The 17,260-nt window shown below is 63.5% G+C and carries 14 protein-coding genes and 1 other RNA gene; 6 read left to right on the top strand and 9 right to left on the bottom strand.

Annotated features, from left to right (window positions below; genetic code table 11):
- Positions 1 to 16 precede the first annotated feature (16 nt).
- Entirely contained in the window at positions 17 to 1,318 is a 1,302-nt protein-coding gene (gene tcuC / locus HWX91_RS03175; RefSeq protein ID WP_028200101.1) for an MFS transporter, read from the top strand.
- Between the two features lie 129 nt (positions 1,319 to 1,447).
- On the opposite strand, the gene HWX91_RS03170 is transcribed toward tcuC, so the two are convergent.
- On the bottom strand, positions 1,448 to 3,295 hold the full coding sequence (locus HWX91_RS03170) for a tetratricopeptide repeat protein (protein ID WP_028200100.1): 1,848 nt from the start codon (positions 3,293 to 3,295) through the stop codon (positions 1,448 to 1,450).
- Positions 3,296 to 3,422: 127 nt separating this feature from the next.
- On the opposite strand from HWX91_RS03170, the gene HWX91_RS03165 reads away from it, so the two are divergent.
- The 3 genes from HWX91_RS03165 (at position 3,423) to HWX91_RS03155 (ending at position 6,951) form a co-directional block, all read left to right on the top strand.
- A complete protein-coding gene (locus HWX91_RS03165) occupies positions 3,423 to 3,782 on the top strand; it encodes an ArsR/SmtB family transcription factor (protein WP_028200099.1) in 360 nt (119 codons plus the stop codon).
- A 251-nt stretch (positions 3,783 to 4,033) separates the two neighbouring features.
- Positions 4,034 to 5,158, top strand: a complete 1,125-nt coding sequence (locus HWX91_RS03160; protein WP_081833247.1) for a cation diffusion facilitator family transporter — start codon at positions 4,034 to 4,036, stop codon at positions 5,156 to 5,158.
- Positions 5,159 to 5,226: 68 nt separating this feature from the next.
- Positions 5,227 to 6,951, top strand: a complete 1,725-nt coding sequence (locus tag HWX91_RS03155; RefSeq protein WP_028200098.1) for an FAD-dependent monooxygenase — start codon at positions 5,227 to 5,229, stop codon at positions 6,949 to 6,951.
- A 76-nt stretch (positions 6,952 to 7,027) separates the two neighbouring features.
- Here the strand turns inward: HWX91_RS03155 and HWX91_RS03150 are convergent, their stop codons facing one another.
- From HWX91_RS03150 to HWX91_RS03135, 4 genes are read right to left on the bottom strand one after another with little or no spacing between them, the layout of a single operon-like run.
- Complete coding sequence (locus tag HWX91_RS03150) at positions 7,028 to 7,282, bottom strand: formate dehydrogenase subunit delta (protein WP_028200097.1); 255 nt, start codon at positions 7,280 to 7,282, stop codon at positions 7,028 to 7,030.
- Between the two features lie 8 nt (positions 7,283 to 7,290).
- Positions 7,291 to 10,236, bottom strand: coding sequence for a formate dehydrogenase subunit alpha (gene fdhF, locus HWX91_RS03145; RefSeq protein WP_028200096.1), 2,946 nt, complete (start codon positions 10,234 to 10,236; stop codon positions 7,291 to 7,293).
- A gap of 14 nt (positions 10,237 to 10,250) precedes the next feature.
- Positions 10,251 to 11,822 (bottom strand): formate dehydrogenase beta subunit, encoded by a 1,572-nt coding sequence (locus HWX91_RS03140; RefSeq protein ID WP_028200095.1) that lies wholly within the window; start codon positions 11,820 to 11,822, stop codon positions 10,251 to 10,253.
- Positions 11,819 to 12,304: an NAD(P)H-dependent oxidoreductase subunit E gene (locus tag HWX91_RS03135; protein WP_028200094.1), complete on the bottom strand. Its 486-nt coding sequence runs from the start codon at positions 12,302 to 12,304 to the stop codon at positions 11,819 to 11,821. Before HWX91_RS03135 ends, HWX91_RS03140 begins: the two co-directional genes overlap by 4 nt.
- A 134-nt stretch (positions 12,305 to 12,438) precedes the next feature.
- Between HWX91_RS03135 and HWX91_RS03130 the strand changes: the two genes are divergently transcribed.
- Together HWX91_RS03130 and HWX91_RS03125 are read left to right on the top strand one after the other, a co-directional pair.
- Positions 12,439 to 13,518, top strand: coding sequence for a substrate-binding domain-containing protein (locus tag HWX91_RS03130; RefSeq protein WP_028200093.1), 1,080 nt, complete (start codon positions 12,439 to 12,441; stop codon positions 13,516 to 13,518).
- 107 nt (positions 13,519 to 13,625) lie between these two features.
- Positions 13,626 to 13,892 (top strand): hypothetical protein, encoded by a 267-nt coding sequence (locus tag HWX91_RS03125; RefSeq protein ID WP_028200092.1) that lies wholly within the window; start codon positions 13,626 to 13,628, stop codon positions 13,890 to 13,892.
- Positions 13,893 to 14,091: 199 nt separating this feature from the next.
- Here HWX91_RS03125 and ssrA read toward each other — a convergent pair.
- From ssrA to ompA, 4 genes are all read right to left on the bottom strand, one after another.
- Positions 14,092 to 14,461: a transfer-messenger RNA gene (gene ssrA / locus HWX91_RS03120) on the bottom strand.
- 168 nt (positions 14,462 to 14,629) lie between these two features.
- Positions 14,630 to 15,343, bottom strand: a complete 714-nt coding sequence (gene gph, locus HWX91_RS03115; protein WP_028200091.1) for a phosphoglycolate phosphatase — start codon at positions 15,341 to 15,343, stop codon at positions 14,630 to 14,632.
- Positions 15,344 to 15,373: 30 nt separating this feature from the next.
- Entirely contained in the window at positions 15,374 to 16,072 is a 699-nt protein-coding gene (gene ubiG, locus HWX91_RS03110; protein ID WP_028200090.1) for a bifunctional 2-polyprenyl-6-hydroxyphenol methylase/3-demethylubiquinol 3-O-methyltransferase UbiG, read from the bottom strand.
- Between the two features lie 211 nt (positions 16,073 to 16,283).
- The gene (gene ompA, locus HWX91_RS03105; protein WP_028200089.1) at positions 16,284 to 16,931 is read right to left on the bottom strand and encodes an outer membrane protein OmpA; all 648 of its coding nucleotides are present in this window, start codon (positions 16,929 to 16,931) and stop codon (positions 16,284 to 16,286) included.
- Positions 16,932 to 17,260 lie beyond the last annotated feature (329 nt).

The following is a 17,260-nucleotide window of genomic DNA, read 5'->3' as shown; positions in this document are numbered from 1 at the left end:
CTATTCAGAGAATGTCATGTCTACTGCGTCACACGCTCCTTCCTCATCCAGAGAATCCAAGGTCAAGACGGTTTTCCGCGTGGTCAGCGGCAACTTTCTTGAGATGTACGACTTCATGGTCTACGGCTATTACGCATCCGCGATCGCCAAGACCTATTTCCCGAGCGGCAACGAATTTGCGTCGCTGATGCTGTCGCTGTCGGTATTCGGCGCGGGCTTCCTGATGCGTCCGCTGGGCGCGATCATACTCGGCGCCTACATCGACCATCACGGCCGGCGTAAAGGCCTGATCCTCACCCTCGGGCTGATGGCGCTCGGCACGCTCACGGTCGCGGCGATCCCAGGCTACGCGACCATAGGCGTCCTCGCCCCGGTACTTGTGTTGTTCGGCCGGCTGCTGCAAGGCTTCTCCGCCGGGGTTGAACTTGGCGGTGTGTCGGTCTATCTGTCGGAGATCGCCACCAAGGGCAACAAGGGCTTCTATTGCGCGTGGCAATCGGGCAGCCAGCAGGTCGCCGTGGTGTTCGCCGCACTGATCGGCGTGGTGCTCAACAAGGTGCTGCCGGCCGACCAGATGACGGCCTGGGGCTGGCGCGTGCCGTTCCTGATCGGCTGCCTGATCGTACCGTTCCTGTTCCTGATTCGCCGTTCGCTGCAGGAAACCGAGGAATTCACGGCGCGCAAGCATCATCCGAGCATGGGGGAAATCATGAAGACGATGGCCGCGAACTGGGGCATCGTGCTGGGCGGGATGGGCATGGTCATCATGACCACCGTGTCGTTCTACATGATCACGGCCTACACGCCGACCTTCGGCAAGGAAGTGCTGAAGCTGTCGTCGATCGATACGCTTGTTGTCACCGTTTGCATCGGTTTGTCGAACCTGGTCTGGTTGCCGCTCGCGGGCGCGTTGTCGGATCGCATCGGCCGCCGTCCGGTGCTGCTGGCCTTTACGATTCTGACGATCATCACCGCGTATCCGGCGCTGCAATGGCTGGTTGCCGAACCGTCGTTCGTTCGCCTGCTGGTGGTCGAGTTGTGGTTGTCGTTCCTGTACGGCAGCTACAACGGCGCAATGGTGGTGGCGCTGACCGAAGTGATGCCGGTCGAAGTGCGGACCGCCGGCTTTTCGCTGGCGTACAGCCTTGCTACGACGATCGGCGGCTTTACGCCGGCCATCTCGACGCTGCTGATTCACACTACCGCCAATAAGGCCGCACCGGGGTTGTTCCTCGGCGCGGCGGCAATCTGCGGCTTGATCGCGACGCTGGTGCTGTATCGCACGCCGGAATCGCGCAATCAGTATCGAACCGCCTGACGGACACCTGGCTGAAGATTCACCGGTTGGTCTGGACAAACAAAAACCCCGCGCTCGTGAGAACGCGGGGTTTTTTTCTGAGCGCTGCACCGGCACATCGGCAACAGGCTGCAGACGAATCCGTCCTTGCTAACCGTCGCGCAATTCGTTTGCCACTGCCTCCACCACCTCGTTCCACGCGCCGGGTTGCGGCTGGCGCAGCAGCGTCGCGCCCGGATACCACGGGCTGCGCGTCTCGTTGACGAACCAGCGCCAATCCGCCGCGAACGGCAGCATCAGCCACAGGGGTTTTTTTAGCGCGCCGGCGAGGTGAGCGATCGACGTATCGATCGATACCACGGCGTCGAGCCGCTCGATGATCGCCGCGGTGTCGGCAAAATCGCCGATCCGTTTATCCATGCGATGAATCGACGCCGCACGCGCATGCGTGTCGAGCGCCGCGCGTTCCTCGGCGCTCAGCTCAGGTTGCAGCACGATCCAGTCGATGCCCTCGAGCGCGAATAGCGGTGCCAGCGCGGCGAGCGGCATCGAACGGTTTTCGTTCTGCTGGATGCGTCCCGACCACGCAATGCCGATCTTTCGCTTCGCATGACCGCCGAGCGACCCGCGCCATTTGCGGCGGTAAGCGGGCGGCGCGCTGAGGTAGGGCGTGCGGCCGGGAATCGTGTCGTAGGTCGTGCCGAGCGCGAGCGGCAGGCTCAGCAGCGGGCAGTGCAGATCCGCCGCCGGGCGGGGCGTGCCCTGAGCGATCAGGGTGACGCGCCAGGCTTGCGCGGCCGGTGCGAGCAGCGGCAGTAGTTGCGGCTGCACTTCGAGTACGACGCGCGCGGCGCGCTGGGCGGCCAGTGGCACGAAGCGCACGAATTGCAACGTGTCGCCGAAACCCTGCTCGGCATGCACGAGCAGCGTGCGCTGTTCGATCGGCTCGCCGTGCCAACGCGGCAAGGTCTGGATGACCGGCTGCGCGGTAGTTTGCAGCCGCCATTCGTACTCCGGCAGCCCACGCGCAAAATCGCGCTGCGCGAGCCAGGCAAGCGCACGGTTCATATGCGCGGATGGGAGATCGGGGCGCAGGCGCAGCGCCTGATCGAAAGCCCGCACCGCCGCGGCATGCGCGCCGAGCGCCTGATGGGCTGTGCCGAGACTCAACCAGGCGAGCGCGAATTGCGGATCGAGGCCGACGGCGCGCTCCAGATAAGGCAGTGCCTGCGCGTGGCGCCCCAGCGCCGCGAGCGCGTTGCCGAGCCCGAAGATGGTGGGCGGCAGGTTCGGCTGCAATGCGAGCGCCGCCTGGAAAGAAGCGACCGCCTCTTCGTGACGGCCGGTGGCGTCGAGCGTGTTGGCGAGATTGAAGTGCGCGGCGACGAAACGAGGCTCGGCTGCCAGTGCCGCCCGAAAGTGCTGGATCGCCTCGTCCGCGCGTTCAAGCGCGTTCAGCGACATGCCCATGTTGTTGAGTGCGCCCGCGTGCCCGGGGCGCAGTTCGAGCGCGCGCTGGAACGATGCGATCGCTTCCGCATGACGGCCGAGCGCATGCAATGCGTTGCCGAGATTGTTATGCGACGAGGCGTCATTCGGCTGCAGGCGCAGCGATTTCTGGAAAGCGTCGGCGGCGTCTTCGTGGCGCCCCACCGACGCGTACGCATTGCCCAGGTTGTAGTGCGCCATCGGGAAGGTCGGCGCCAGCGTGAGCGCATTGCGGAACTGTTCGATGGCGTCGTCGATCTGGCCCAGCGCCTTGAGTGCGTTGCCGAGGTTCAGTTGCAGCGCCGCGTCTTCCGGGCGCAGGTTCACTGCGCGCCGCACGAGCTCGGCGGCTTCGGCGTGCTGGCCCTGCTGATGGCGCAGAACGCCCAGCAGATGCAACGCATCGACGTGCGCGGGATTGCCGTCGAGCGTTGCGCGGTAGCCGCGTTCGGCGTCGTCGAGGCGGCCGTCACGATGCGCCGCGAAAGCGCTGTCAAATACTTGTTGCATGACGCAGGGATGGGATTTCGGGTGAGGCGGACGCCGCATTTTCCCACACTCGCCGCGCCACCCTCCGATTTGACCTGTCGTCTCGATATCTATAACATATGAACACGTGTTCATATGTATGCCAATCATGCCGTTTGCTCTGGCTTCCGCTGGGTTAGCTGCTGGTTTCGAAGACCGTCCGGCGGAGACGATCGTGCCGCTGGCCGACCTGTTTCGCCTGCTCGGCGATCCGACGCGCTTGCGCATCGTGCTCGCGTGCGTCGAGGAGCGGCGCGCGGTCGGCGCCATTGCCCAAGGTCTGGGTTTGTCGCCGTCGCTGGTGAGCCACCATCTGCGGCTGCTGCGCGCGGCGCGGATCGTGCGCGCGGAGCGGCAGGGCAAGCAGGTGTTCTATCTTGCTGCCGACCGCCATATCAGCGCGATGCTGACCGGCATGCTCGAGCATGTGGCTGAGCCGGCCGGCGAATTTCCTGTGGATCCGTCATGAAAAAAACCACCGTACCGAACCACGCCGCCGAAGAGCGCGAGGACGACCACGCGCCGGTATGGCTCGAAGGGGAGTCCGACGGGACCGATGGTGACGACGCGCAGCCGAAAAGCCAGGCGCGCGCGGCTGACGAGCGGGGCGGGCATCGTCATGGCGCGGTTCGTCCGGAGGTCGACGACGCTCGTGGTGAGGGCGGCACGCAGAACCACGGCGTACAGGTGAGCGATTCGCACGGCGCCGGCGCGGACCGGATGCAGTCCCACGCCCACACCCACAGCCACGGCACCGACAAGGGGCCGAGCGACGCTGCTCACAGCCATGGTAGCCATAGCACGCGCAACCACGGCGAACACAGCCACGGTAGCCAAGCCGGCCACAACCCCGGCTCCCACAGCGACGCCGGCCTGAGCCACGGCGGCCACAGCCACGCAGGCCACAGCCACGCCGGTCACAGCCACGCCGGTCACAGCCACGCCGGTCACAGCCACGCCCATGCCCCCGTCGCAGGTCACGGCCGCGCCTTCGCACTGGCTGTCGCACTGAACGTAGCGATCGTGGTGGTGCAAGCCGTCTATGGCGTGATCGCGCACTCCACCGCGCTGCTTGCCGACGCCGGCCACAATCTGTCCGACGTGCTCGGCCTGTTGCTTGCCTGGGGCGCCGCCTGGCTCTCGACGCGCCGCCCTTCGGCACGCTACACCTTCGGCTACGGCAGCTCGTCGATCCTCGCGTCGCTTGCCAACGCGGGGCTGTTGCTGTTCGCATGCGGTGTGATCGTCGCCGAGGCGATCGGGCGCCTGATGAACCCGGCGCCGGTCGCGGGACTGGTCGTGTTCGTCGTCGCGACGGTCGGTGTGATCGTCAACGGCTTCTCAGCATGGCTTTTCATGCGCGGCCAGAAAGATGATCTGAATATCCGCGGCGCTTTTCTGCATATGGCCGCGGACGCCGGCATCTCCGCCGCGGTCGCGATCAGCGGGCTCGTGATTCTGTACACCGACTGGACGTGGCTCGACCCGGTGATGAGTTTGCTGGTGGTCGCGGTGGTGATCTACGGCACGTGGGGTCTGCTGCGCGATTCGGTGCGCATGGCGCTGGATGCCGTGCCGCCGGGCGTCGATCTGCAGCCGATCCGCGACTATCTCGCCGGACAGCCGGGCGTCACCGATGTGCACGATCTGCATGTCTGGGCGCTGTCGACCACCGGCAATGCGCTCAGCGCCCATCTGGTGATGCCGGCAGGCCATCCCGGCGACGAGTCGATCGACGCCATCGTGATCACGCTGCGCGAACGTTTTTCGATGCAGCACGCCACACTGCAAGTCGACCTTGGCACCACCGAGCATCAATGCGCGATGGGTCATACTCGCGATTGATGCAGCGCACCGTTACGCGCGCTATCGGCGGCGTACACTAGGACGTCCTGTTGTCTCCGGAGGTCCGCATGGATGCTGCCGCACACGATGCGTCGCCAGTGCTGATCGTCGGCGCGGGTCCGACCGGGCTCGCCGCGGCGATGAGTCTCGCGCGTGCCCACATCCCCGTACGTCTGATCGAGAAAGCGTTGCAGCCGGACCCGCACTCGCGGGCCATCGGCATTCAGGCGCGCACCCTCGAACTGCTCGAACAACATCGGCTGGTCGAACCGTTTCTCGAACTCGGTCATCGCGCGCGCATCGCCAATCTTTTTTCCAATGGCATGCGTCTCGCGCGCCTCGATTTCGATCCGCTGCACACCCGCTATCCGTATCTGCTGTTCCTCGACCAATCCGTGACCGAACGCTTGCTCACGGAACATCTCGCGACATTCGGCGTCACGATCGAACGCGGTGTCGAGCTGACGACGTTCTCGCAGGGTTCGGCCGGCATTCAGGCGACCTTGCGGCACGTGGACGGCCGTACCGAAACGATCCGTCCGTCGTACATGATCGCCGCCGACGGTGCGCATAGCACGATCCGTCACCGGCTCGGTTTGAGCTTTGAGGGCAACACCTTCGAGCAGACCTTCCTGCTTGCCGATCTGCACGCCGAAACCGATTGGCCCGAAGACGAGTTTCATATCTTTGCTTCAGGCGAGGGTCTCGTCGCGCTGTTCCCGATGGGCCATGGCCGTCATCGTCTGATTGCGGATCATCCCGCCGAAAAGGCTACGGTCTTGACGTCGGCCACGCCCGTCGTACTCGGTGAACCGCCGCTCAACCAGGTTGCGCCGCCGTCGCTCGCCGAATGCAAGGCGCTGATCGCCCGGCGCGTGCGCGAACGCGTCGACGTGTCTGACCTGGCATGGTCGTCGCATTTTCGTCTGAACAGCAGGATGGTGGACAGGCTGCGTGTGGGTCGCATTTTCCTCGCAGGCGACGCGGCCCATGTACACAGCCCGGCCGGCGCGCAAGGGATGAACACCGGCATTCAGGAAGCGTTCAATCTCGGCTGGAAGCTCGCGCGCGTGCTGCAAGGCGGTGCGCCTGACCGGCTGCTCGATACGTACCATCAGGAACGGCATCCCATCGAGCGCGACGTGCTGCGGCAAACCGGTTTTATCACGCAGATGGCCGAGGCCGATCATGGACCGCTCAGGCTGCTGCGCGAGCGCGTGATGCCGGTGCTGGCCGCGCTCGGTCCCTTGCGCGATGCGGCGCGGATGACCATCAGCGAGTTGTCGATCCAGTACCGGCGCAGTCCGCTGACGCTCGAGCGCGTCCTCGATGGCGGTCCGCGTGCCGGTGAGCGCGCGCCGGACGCGCTGGTGCATGTGGTGGATGGCCCGCTTGGCCGCGCGCCGGGTGTCGGGTGCATCTTCGATCTGCACGATCCCGCGTTCTTCTCGCTCTTCCTGCTGGTGCCGCCGCAGCCCGTCGACGACATGCCGCTCGATCCCGCCGCGAAGCACGCGCCGCCGCCGGACCCGGAATTGGAGAAAATGACCGCCGAAGTCGAGAGGCTGTTGCCGGGCGCGGTACGCATCTGGCGCGTGACCGATACGAACGGCGAGGGCGCTCCGGCTCTCGTCGAATCCTATGGGCGCACACGGCCTTCGTTCTATCTGGTGCGGCCGGACGGCTACATCTGCGCGCGCGGGCGCACCGGTTCCGATCTGAACGGTCTGCTGCGGCATTGCGAAGCGTGGTTCGCCGTGGGGGGCGTGATACCGGAGCAGGCGGCCTTGTGAAATGACCGTGCAGGCCGGCCCGTGATGTGGGCCGCCTTATCGATGGATGGCGGGCGCCGTTCGAACGGCGCCTCGCCTACACCGCCGTAGAAAGAGCGGCAGGCGTCAACCCGTCACGATGCTTGACGAGCGCCTCCCTGACGATGCCCGACATCTCGACGCCGTTCGCGTCGGGCTCATCGAGCGTCGCCAGCAAAGCGCGCCGCATGCGCGGCTCCCAGAAGCGGCGGATATGATCGGCGATGCCGTCGAGCGCCTCTTCGCGATCCGGCATCGAATCGAAAAAATCTCCGATCCGGTTCGCCATGTCGATCAGATTCTGATTGTCCATGGCTTGCCTCACTTACCCGAGCTTGCATTGGCCAACTCGCGCTGCTTCAGCAGATCGAGTTGCTCGCTATTGAAGCGCGAATAGTCCTTTTGCCATTGCGACGGTTGCTCGACCGGCATTACCTGCACTGCGGTCACCTTGTACTCGGGGCAGTTGGTGGCCCAGTCCGAACTGTCGGTGGTGATCACGTTCGCCCCCGATTCGGGGAAGTGGAATGTCGTATAGACGACACCCGGCTGCATCCGCTCGGTCACTTTCGCGCGCAACACGGTTTGTCCCGCGCGCGATTCGATGCCGACCCAGTCGTCATTGCGGATGCCGCGTTCTTCCGCATCGTGCGGGTGAATCTCGAGACGGTCTTCGTCGTGCCAGCGCGAATTTTCCGTGCGGCGAGTCTGCGCGCCGACGTTGTACTGCGACAGGATGCGGCCCGTGGTCAGCAGCAGCGGGAACTTGCGCGTGACTTTTTCCGGCGTGGCGATGAACTTCGTAATCACGAATTTGCCCTTGCCGCGCACGAAAGTATCGATGTGCATGGTCGGCGTACCGTCGGGCGCGTTTTCATTGCATGGCCACTGGATGCTGCCGAGCTCGTCGAGCTTCCGGTACGACACGCCGTGGAAGGTCGGCGTGAGACGCGCGATCTCGTCCATGATCTGCGACGGATGCGTGTAGTCCATTTCATAGCCGAGCGCCCGCGCCAGCATCACCGTGACTTCCCAGTCGGCGTAACCCGGCACCGGCGGCATCACCTTGCGCACGCGCGAGATGCGGCGCTCCGCGTTGGTGAAGGTGCCGTCCTTTTCGAGGAACGACGAACCGGGCAGCAGCACGTGCGCGTACTTCGCGGTCTCGTTGAGGAAAATATCCTGCACGACGATGCATTCCATCGACGATAGCGCCGCTGACACGTGATGCGTGTTCGGATCGGACTGCACGATGTCTTCGCCCTGGCAGTACAGGCCCTTGAAGGTGCCGTGCACGGCGGCGTCGAACATGTTCGGAATGCGCAGGCCCGGCTCTGGTTGCAACGTGACATTCCAGGCTTCTTCGAACAGCGCGCGCGTGATCGAATCGCTAATGTGACGGTAGCCGGGCAGTTCGTGTGGGAACGAGCCCATGTCGCACGAACCCTGCACGTTGTTCTGGCCGCGCAACGGATTCACACCGACGCCTTCACGGCCGATGTTGCCGGTCGCCATCGCCAGATTTGCGATGCCCATTACCATCGTCGAGCCCTGGGCGTGTTCGGTGACACCGAGGCCGTAATAGATCGCGGCGTTGCCGCCGGTAGCATAGATGCGGGCGGCTTCACGGATGGAGGCGGCGGGCACGCCGGTGAGTTCCTCCGTGGCTTCCGGTGCATTCTCGGGCAGCGCGACGAACGCACGCCATTGCTCGAAAGCGCGCGTTTCGCAACGCTCGGCGATGAATGCCTCGTTCAGCAGGCCTTCCGTGACGATCACGTGCGCAAGCGCATTGACCACCGCGACGTTGGTGCCCGGACGCAATTGCAGATGATGCGAAGCCTTTACGTGCGGCGTATCGACGATATCGATGCGGCGCGGGTCGACGACGATCAGCTTCGCGCCTTCGCGCACACGGCGCTTCATACGCGAGCCGAACACCGGGTGGCCGTCGGTCGGATTCGCGCCGATCACCATGATCACGTCGGCTTTGTCGACCGAGGCAAATGTCTGAGTGCCGGCGGATTCGCCGAGCGTGGTCTTCAGGCCGTAGCCGGTCGGAGAATGGCACACGCGCGCGCAAGTGTCGACGTTATTGTTGCCGAACGCGGCGCGCACGAGCTTCTGCACCAGATACGTTTCTTCGTTCGTGCAACGCGACGACGTGATGCCGCCGATCGAATCGCGGCCGTGCTTCGCCTGAATGCGGCGGAATTCCGAGGCCGCGTAAGTGAGCGCTTCTTCCCAGCTGACTTCGCGCCACGGATCGGTGATCTTCGCGCGGATCATCGGCTTGGTGATGCGGTCCTTGTGCGTCGCGTAGCCCCATGCGAAGCGGCCCTTCACGCAGGCGTGCCCTTCGTTGGCCTGACCGTTCTTGTGCGGCACCATCCGCACGACCTCGTTGCCTTTCATCTCGGCCTTGAACGAGCAGCCGACGCCGCAATACGCGCAAGTCGTGACGACCGAATGCTCGGCCTGGCCGAGCATGATGACGGTTTTCTCCTGCAACGTGGCGGTCGGACACGCGGCGACGCAGGCGCCGCACGACACGCATTCCGATTCCATGAACGGCTTGTTTTCGCTGGCAGCCACGCGCGATTCGAAACCGCGTCCGGCAATGGTCAGTGCAAACGTGCCCTGGGTTTCTTCACACGCGCGCACGCAACGATTGCAGACAATGCACTTCGACGGGTCGTACGTGAAGTACGGGTTCGATTCGTCCTTCTTGTCCTTCAGATGGTTCGCGCCGTCGAAGCCGTAGCGCACTTCGCGCAAGCCGGTGACGCCCGCCATGTCCTGCAGTTCGCAGTCGCCGTTGGCGGGGCAGGTGAGGCAGTCGAGCGGGTGATCGGAGATGTATAGCTCCATCACATTCCGGCGCAGCGATTGAAGGCGATCGGTTTGCGTGCGGACCTTCATGCCGGCTTCGACCGGCGTCGTGCACGAAGCAGGGTAGCCGCGCTTGCCTTCGATTTCGACCAGGCACAACCGGCATGAGCCGAACGGTTCGAGCGAATCGGTCGCGCAGAGCTTCGGCACGTTGACGCCGGCTTCGATGGCGGCGCGCATCACGGAGGTGCCGGCCGGAACCGTCACCGCCTGGCCGTCGATTTCCAGCGTGACGTCGACGTCGGCATGACGCAACGGTGTGCCGTAGTCGGTATCGTCAAAGGGCGAGCGCGCGGCGCGTTGTTGCGCCTGGGATTTGCACGCGCAGTTTCCGGAGCCGCAGCCGCCGGCAGGGGAGTTGAGCACATCGGACATGTGAGGCTCCTGGGTCAGGCCGCAGCCGCTTTGGGCGCGAGGTCGTGTACGTTGTCGAGACCGAAGTCTTCGGGGAAATGGTCGAGCGCTGACAACACCGGGAACGGCGTCATGCCGCCCATCGCGCAGAGCGAACCGGACACCATCGTGTCGCAAAGATCGCGCAGCAACTGCACTTGCCGCGTGGACGTATCGCCGTTGCGGATCCGTCCGATCACTTCGACGCCGCGCGTCGAGCCGATCCGGCACGGCGTGCATTTGCCGCACGATTCGAGCGCGCAGAAGTGCATCGCGTATTGCGCGAGTTCGGCGAGATTCGAGGTGTCGTCATGCACGACGATGCCGCCGTGGCCGACCACCGCGCCGACGGCTGCATATGCTTCGTAGTCCATGGGGATGTCCCACTGGCTTTCCGGCAGATACGTGCCGAGCGGACCGCCGACCTGCACCGCGCGCGCGGGGCGTCCGCTTGCCGTGCCGCCGCCATAGTCGTATAGCAGCTCACGCAGCGTGACGCCGAACGCGAGCTCGACCAGGCCGCCTTGCTTCACATTGCCGGCGAGCTGGAACGGCAGCGTGCCGCGCGAGCGGCCCATACCGAAATCTTTGTAGAACGCGGCGCCGCGCGCGAAGATGATCGGCACCGTCGCGAGCGTGATGACGTTGTTGATCACCGTCGGCTGGCCGTACAGGCCGACTAGCGCCGGCACGGGCGGCTTGGCGCGCACGATGCCGCGTTTGCCCTCGAGCGATTCGAGCAGCGCGGTTTCCTCGCCGCATACATAAGCGCCGGCGCCTTTCGCCACGAACAGTTCGAAGCGGTGCGCCGCCGAGCCGAGCACGCTGTCGCCGAGCCAGCCGGCGGCGCGTGCTTTCGCGATCGCAGCTTCGAGCGTTGCGATCGAGTGCGGATATTCGCTGCGTACGTAGATGTAGCCGACCGTCGCGCCGGTGACGATGCCCGCGATGATCATCCCTTCGATCAGCACGTACGGATCGCTTTCCATCACGAGGCGATCGGAGAAAGTGCCGGAATCGCCTTCGTCGGCATTGCAGACGATGTATTTCTGCGCCGCTTTGGCGCCGCGCACGGTGCGCCATTTGATGCCGGCGGGGAAGGCCGCGCCACCGCGACCGCGCAGGCCGGATTCGATCAGCGCTTCACAGGCGGCGTCGCCGTCGGTTTCCAGGGCCTGCTTGAGGCCCTCGAGGCCGCCGTGGGCGATGTAGTCGTCGATGGAAAGCGGGTCGGTGATGCCGATGCGCGCGAAGGTCAGGCGCTGCTGCTTCTTCAGATACGGTATTTCATCGACCACACCGACACGGCTGGCGTGCTCGCCGCCTTCGATAAAACCGGCGTCGAAGAGCGCGGCAACATCGCTTTCTTCGACGTTCGCATAGCCGACGCGGCCTTCAGCCGTGGCAACTTCCACGAGCGGTTCGAGCCACAGCAAACCGCGCGAGCCGTTGCGAACCAGTTCGATGGCAATGCCGCGGCGGGCCGCTTCGGCTTCGATGGCTTGAGCGAGGGCATCGGCGCCTAGCGCAAGCGCCGACGAATCGCAGGGAACGTAGATGCGTGTCATGCCGTAACCTCCACGCATTTATTGGCGGCCGCGAACAGCGTGTCGAATTTTTGGGGCGTGACTTTCGCGTGCAGCGTGCCGTTGAGCATCAGCGCCGGCGACAGTGCGCATTGGCCGAGGCAATATACCGATTCCAGTTCGACTGCCGCACCGTCATGATGCTCGGCGTCAAAACGGCAGCCGGTGTGCGCCTCGATATGCTGCGCGAGCGCCTCGGTGCCCATGCTGCGGCAGGCTTCGGCGCGGCACAGTTGTACCGTCACGGGCGCCGCAGGTTGCGTGCGGAAGTGGTGGTAGTAGGTGATGACGCCGTGCACTTCCGCGCGCGACAGGTTCATGGCGCGCGCGAGAGGCGCGACTGTGTCGGCGGGTACGTAGCCGAGCTCGTCCTGAATCGCGTGCAATACCGCTAGCAGCGACCTGCCGGGCTGCGCGTGACGCTGCACGAGTTGTTCCGGCGCGACGGCGATGGAATCGTCCAAGTGGGGGCTCCTCCAAAGACATATATGCACTTGTTATTCATAATGCGTGCACTTATGCTTCGTATATTCGATATGGGATAGCCGAACAATAGGCGGGTGATACGCCTCGTGCAATAGGAAATGGTTAAGCATATATGATCCGAATCGAGTGTCAGGCGCAGCTGGTCGTGAAGGGCCCGGATGGCCGTGAGGCAAGCCTGTCCGACGTCGTGCCGCTCCTTGCGCTGGTGGACGAATCCGGCAGCATCGCGCAGGCGGCGACGCTTAAGGGTTTGTCCTACCGTCACGCATGGGGTTTGTTGCGCAGCATCGAGGAACGTTTGGGTGGTCCGCTAATCGCGAAGGAGCGCGGGCGTGGCTCGGTGCTGTCCGAACTTGGGCAGGCCGTGTTGCGCGCGCAGCGTCTGTGCGGCGAGCGGCTCGACGGCAATATGCAGGCGCTGGCGAGCGAAGTCGCCAGCGATCTGAACCGGTGGCTCGCGCCGGCCGCCGACGACGTGAGGATCTATGCGTCGCACGGTTACGCCGTGGCGGCGCTGGTGACGGCGCTGGTCGCGAACGATCTGCCGGTCGATATCAAATACCGCGACAGCGCGGACGCGGTGAGTGCGCTCGCTCGTGGCGAATGCGATCTGGCTGGTTTCCACTTACCGCTGGGCGAATTTCGCGCGGTCTGTGCCGATACCTACCGGCGCTGGCTCGATCCGCAGCGTCACGTGCTCGTACACCTGACGAGGCGCAAGCAGGGTCTCTTTCTTGGCAAGGGGAATCCGAAGGGAATCGGCGGCCTGGGCGACCTCGCGCGCGACGATATTCGCTTCGTCAATCGTCAGCCTGGTTCCGGCACGCGCATGTTGCTCGACCTCGCGCTACGCAAGGTCGGGGTCGATCCGGACCGTGTCAACGGGTATGCATCGACGGAACTCACGCACTCGGCGATCGCGGCGTTCGTGGCCAGTGGCATGGCGGATGTGGGTTTCGGCGTCGAGCCGGCGGCGCATCACTTTGGGCTCGACTTCATTCCGATTGTCGACGAAGACTATTACTTCGCCTGCGACCGCACCCGGCTCGAGCGCACGCCGCTCGCAACCGTGATCGATCTGCTGCGCGGCGCCGCATTCCGGCATAACGTCGACCAGCTCGAAGGCTACGATCCGCACGACTGCGGCAAGCTGCTCGATCTCGAAACCGGGCTCGGCCCACCGGCGCTGTAAGCGACCGTAAACTATTTAATGTGGCGGTCACTGCGTGAGGCGTTCGTTTGGGATAATCTAGCTTTCCGCTTACGCCTTGACCGCGCGCTGTGCCGCGCTGAATCGATATGAAAGTTCTTCTTCACGCATGTGCTGCCGCCGCCGCGGCCACGGTGCTGCTCGCTACCGCTTCGGTTGCCTTCGCCCAGAATTCGCCGGGTGTGCCGGGCGGCATTCTGCAAGATCAGTTCCGTCTTGCCGAGCATCCGCAACTGCCATTCGCAGCATCGGCGCCCTCGGACAAATACCAGTCCGACAAGAAGTCGGCCATGCGCAAGCGCGGCGACAATGGCGATCCGAATGGGTGTAATTTGCAATGCCCTAAAGACGAGTAAGCGCGCGAGCTAGCGGTTTTTGCTTGCGCGGTTCGTCTTTGGGTTCTGCTTTTGGTTGATTGAAACGCCGGCATGCTGCCGGCGTTTTTGTTTGCGGCGTTCTATTGCGAGCTTCGCGGCGCCGGCAACAAAAAACCCCGAGAGCCTTACGCCGCCGGGGTTCTTGGTAAAACTTTGCTGCTACTACGTGCAAGGTGTTTGGTGGAGGCGGCGGGAATCGAACCCGCGTCCAGAAGCACTCTACGACTAGTTCTACATACTTAGTTCTGTCATTTGATTTAACCACCACGACGCGGACGAACACGCTGCGTGACGGCGATTCACTAAGTTTTCGACCCGGGCGTCGTGACGCCGCCAAGGCTTATCTGACGTATATGACCTCTGTCGGTATTGCTACCGGTCTTGCGACTCTAGCCCGTCAGTGAACTAGGCAGAGGACGGCGGCCCTTAGGCTGCCAGTGCGAACGTTTCGTCGTTTGCAGTTACGTTTTTCCCATTGATTAACGAGGTGACGGGTCCTCGGTATGCCCTAGCCGCTTCGCAACCCCTGTCGAAACCAGGTCGCCCCCGCGGTTCGTTGCCCAAAAATCTGGGCCAACGAGCATTTTACAATAGTTTGACAGCCACGTCCTGTCTGATTGCTTCGCTGTCTTGCTGTTCCGGTAGCGCTGCGGCGTTGCCGCAGTGAAGCCGCAAAGTGCTGCGCTACGTTCAGTGCGCCGGGTCCGTTTGTACGATCAGTCGATATCGCGTAGCAGCCTCAGCAATTCAGCGGGTGATTGCACGACGTGTTGCGCGTGCCATTGCGTGGGCGGAATGTCGTTGCCGCAATAACCGTAGGCGGCCGCGATGGTCTTCATGCCGGCCGCGAAACCTGCCTGTACGTCGCGCAAGTCGTCGCCGACGTAGACAATGCGTTCCGGCACCACATCCAACTCGCGTGCCGCGTGTAGCAAGGGTGCGGGGTGCGGTTTCGAATGGGGCGTCGTGTCGCCGCTTACCACACAGCCGGCGCGCTCTTCGAGGCCCAGTAGCGCAACTAGCGGCTCGGTGAGCCTTGCCGCCTTGTTTGTCACGATGCCCCAGCGCACGCCCCGTGCATCGAGGTCGTCGAGCAACTCGGGAATGCCGGGAAACAGCGTGGTCTCGATGCACAAGTCCGCTTCGTAATTGGCGAGAAACTCCTCGCGCATCGACGCGAACTCATGGTCTTGCGGACCGATGCCGAAGGCTCCGCCGATCAGCCCGCGCGCACCCGCCGACGCGAGCGGTCGCAGGTCTTCGAGCGGCACCATTTCAAGGTTGCGATCGTGGCGCATTTTGTTGACGGCGGCCGCCAGATCGGGCGCGGTGTCGGCCAGCGTGCCGTCGAGGTCGAACAGGACAGCCTGGCAAAGACCGAGGGCGTCCTCGTTGTCTTCGCGTTGGGGCAGGGGCGTAGGATCGCTCATTGAGTGGCTTGAGTCCGGGCAGGTCGGGGATCAGGCGTCGCGGCGGCAGGCGAGCATGTAGTTCACGCTCGTGTCGTCGGACAGCGTGAAATGCTTGCTGAGCGGGTTATAAACGATACCTTTGATATCGGCGGTGCGCAGGCCGGCGGCGCGCACGAAGCTCGCCAGTTCCGACGGGCGGATGAAGCGCGCGTAGTCATGAGTGCCCTTGGGCAACATCCGCGCGATATATTCGGCGCCAATGACCGCGAACAGATAGGACTTCACGTTGCGGTTGAGCGTGGAGAAGAATACCCACCCGCCCGGTTTCACCAATGTCTTGCACGCCTCGACGATGGCTGCCGGTTGAGGCACGTGTTCGAGCATTTCCATGCAGGTGACGACGTCGTACGTGCCTGGTTCGCGAGCCGCGAGCGCCTCAGCCGCGATTTCTTCGTAACTGACGGTTACACCGCTTTCAAGGCTGTGAAGATCCGCCACGCCGAGCGCCTGGCTCGACAGGTCGATTCCTTTTACGTGCGCCCCCAATCCCGCCATCGACTCCGTCAGAATGCCGCCGCCGCAGCCGATATCCAGCACGGTCTTGCCGGCGAGATGCGCGTGCGCGTCGATCCACCCCAGGCGGATCGGATTGAGTTCGTGCAGGGGTTTGAATTCGGCATTCGGGTCCCACCAACGATGTGCAAGGTCGCTGAATTTCTGCAGTTCGTGGGGATCGGCGTTGGTCATGGCGGAAGCTGCCTCGATGAGAGCGTTGAGCGGGCGCTCGAGGATAAACCCTGAGTATATAGGCCGAGCGGCGGGGCGGCAAAATGCCGCGCGATGGCTGGCGCGTGCTGTTGCGGCAATTCAGGCGCGCTCGGAGGAGGAGGCGAGCGGCGCCAGCGGCATAAAAAAAGCCCCGCCGAAGCGGGGCTTTGATGCTGCGGTAATTTGTAGCTTACTGCTTCGAAGTACCGACAACTTCGACTTCCACGCGACGATCCGGTGCGAGGCAGGCGATGAGTTGCTTGTGGTTCTTCTGGTTGCAACCGGTCGTGACCGGGTTGCGCTTGCCCTTGCCTTCCGTATAGATACGGTTGGATTCGATGCCCTTGCTGACCAGGTATGCCTTGACAGCTTGAGCACGGCGCAGCGACAGACGGTCGTTGTACTTGTCCGAACCGATACGGTCCGTGTAACCCGTTGCGACGACGACTTCCAGGTTCAGCGCGCCGATCTTCGATGCCAGATCGTCCAGCTTTTCCTTGCCAGCCGGCTTCAGGATAGCCTTGTCGAAGTCGAACAGAGCGTCAGCTTGATACGTAATCTTTTGGCTCGTAATAGCCGGTGCAGGTGCGACCGGAGCCGGCGGGGTCGGAGCCTGGGCAACCAGGGCGCCATCGCACTTTGCGTTGGCCGTTGCCGGCGTCCAGAATGCATCGCGCCAGCAAAGCTCGTTCGTGCCGTTCATCCACACGTATTCGCCGGTACCATTCACCCAGTTGTCGTTCGTGGCTTGTCGCGACGCCGGCACCGATTGCGCCATGGCGGATGCAGCCATAACTGCGGTAGCTGCAATGAACGCGAGCTTTGAAAGTTTATTCATATTTCTCCTCTCGAAATTGAGATTACCGCAGGTTTACTGCGAGCCTGTTGACGAAGACAAGTCATACATTGCTCGAAGTATAACATCGGTGTAGAACAAAAAACGTGCTGTGTAGACTTCGAGCAGTGTCTAACTCTTTGTGCGTTGGCATTTTGCCATATCGTTCCCTTCCAACGATAAAAAAATCTGCCCCCGATCAAATCGCCCTCCAATTGTGGTGCATGCGCAACAGAAGTAATCCGCTGGAGGCACCGCCAGTCATGGCTGAGCGGCGGATTGGCCCACGCACAAATCGAGCCTGCCCCAAGTCGATCATGGGGCGTTCAGGC

The organism is Paraburkholderia fungorum (assembly GCF_902833645.1).
GTDB lineage: Bacteria > Pseudomonadota > Gammaproteobacteria > Burkholderiales > Burkholderiaceae > Paraburkholderia > Paraburkholderia fungorum.
The sequence above is the reverse complement of the archived record's forward strand: the minus strand, read 5'-3'. Positions and strand labels throughout refer to the sequence as shown.

Bases quoted from the DNA above. Each gene is read 5' to 3' on its own strand.
- tcuC (WP_028200101.1), top strand. From the start codon at position 17: ATGTCTACTGCGTCACACGCTCCTTCCTCATCCAGAGAATCCAAGGTC.
- HWX91_RS03170 (WP_028200100.1), bottom strand. From the start codon at position 3,295: ATGCAACAAGTATTTGACAGCGCTTTCGCGGCGCATCGTGACGGCCGC.
- HWX91_RS03165 (WP_028200099.1), top strand. From the start codon at position 3,423: ATGCCGTTTGCTCTGGCTTCCGCTGGGTTAGCTGCTGGTTTCGAAGAC.
- HWX91_RS03160 (WP_081833247.1), top strand. From the start codon at position 4,034: ATGCAGTCCCACGCCCACACCCACAGCCACGGCACCGACAAGGGGCCG.
- HWX91_RS03155 (WP_028200098.1), top strand. From the start codon at position 5,227: ATGGATGCTGCCGCACACGATGCGTCGCCAGTGCTGATCGTCGGCGCG.
- HWX91_RS03150 (WP_028200097.1), bottom strand. From the start codon at position 7,282: ATGGACAATCAGAATCTGATCGACATGGCGAACCGGATCGGAGATTTT.
- fdhF (WP_028200096.1), bottom strand. From the start codon at position 10,236: ATGTCCGATGTGCTCAACTCCCCTGCCGGCGGCTGCGGCTCCGGAAAC.
- HWX91_RS03140 (WP_028200095.1), bottom strand. From the start codon at position 11,822: ATGACACGCATCTACGTTCCCTGCGATTCGTCGGCGCTTGCGCTAGGC.
- HWX91_RS03130 (WP_028200093.1), top strand. From the start codon at position 12,439: ATGATCCGAATCGAGTGTCAGGCGCAGCTGGTCGTGAAGGGCCCGGAT.
- HWX91_RS03125 (WP_028200092.1), top strand. From the start codon at position 13,626: ATGAAAGTTCTTCTTCACGCATGTGCTGCCGCCGCCGCGGCCACGGTG.
- gph (WP_028200091.1), bottom strand. From the start codon at position 15,343: ATGAGCGATCCTACGCCCCTGCCCCAACGCGAAGACAACGAGGACGCC.
- ubiG (WP_028200090.1), bottom strand. From the start codon at position 16,072: ATGACCAACGCCGATCCCCACGAACTGCAGAAATTCAGCGACCTTGCA.
- ompA (WP_028200089.1), bottom strand. From the start codon at position 16,931: ATGAATAAACTTTCAAAGCTCGCGTTCATTGCAGCTACCGCAGTTATG.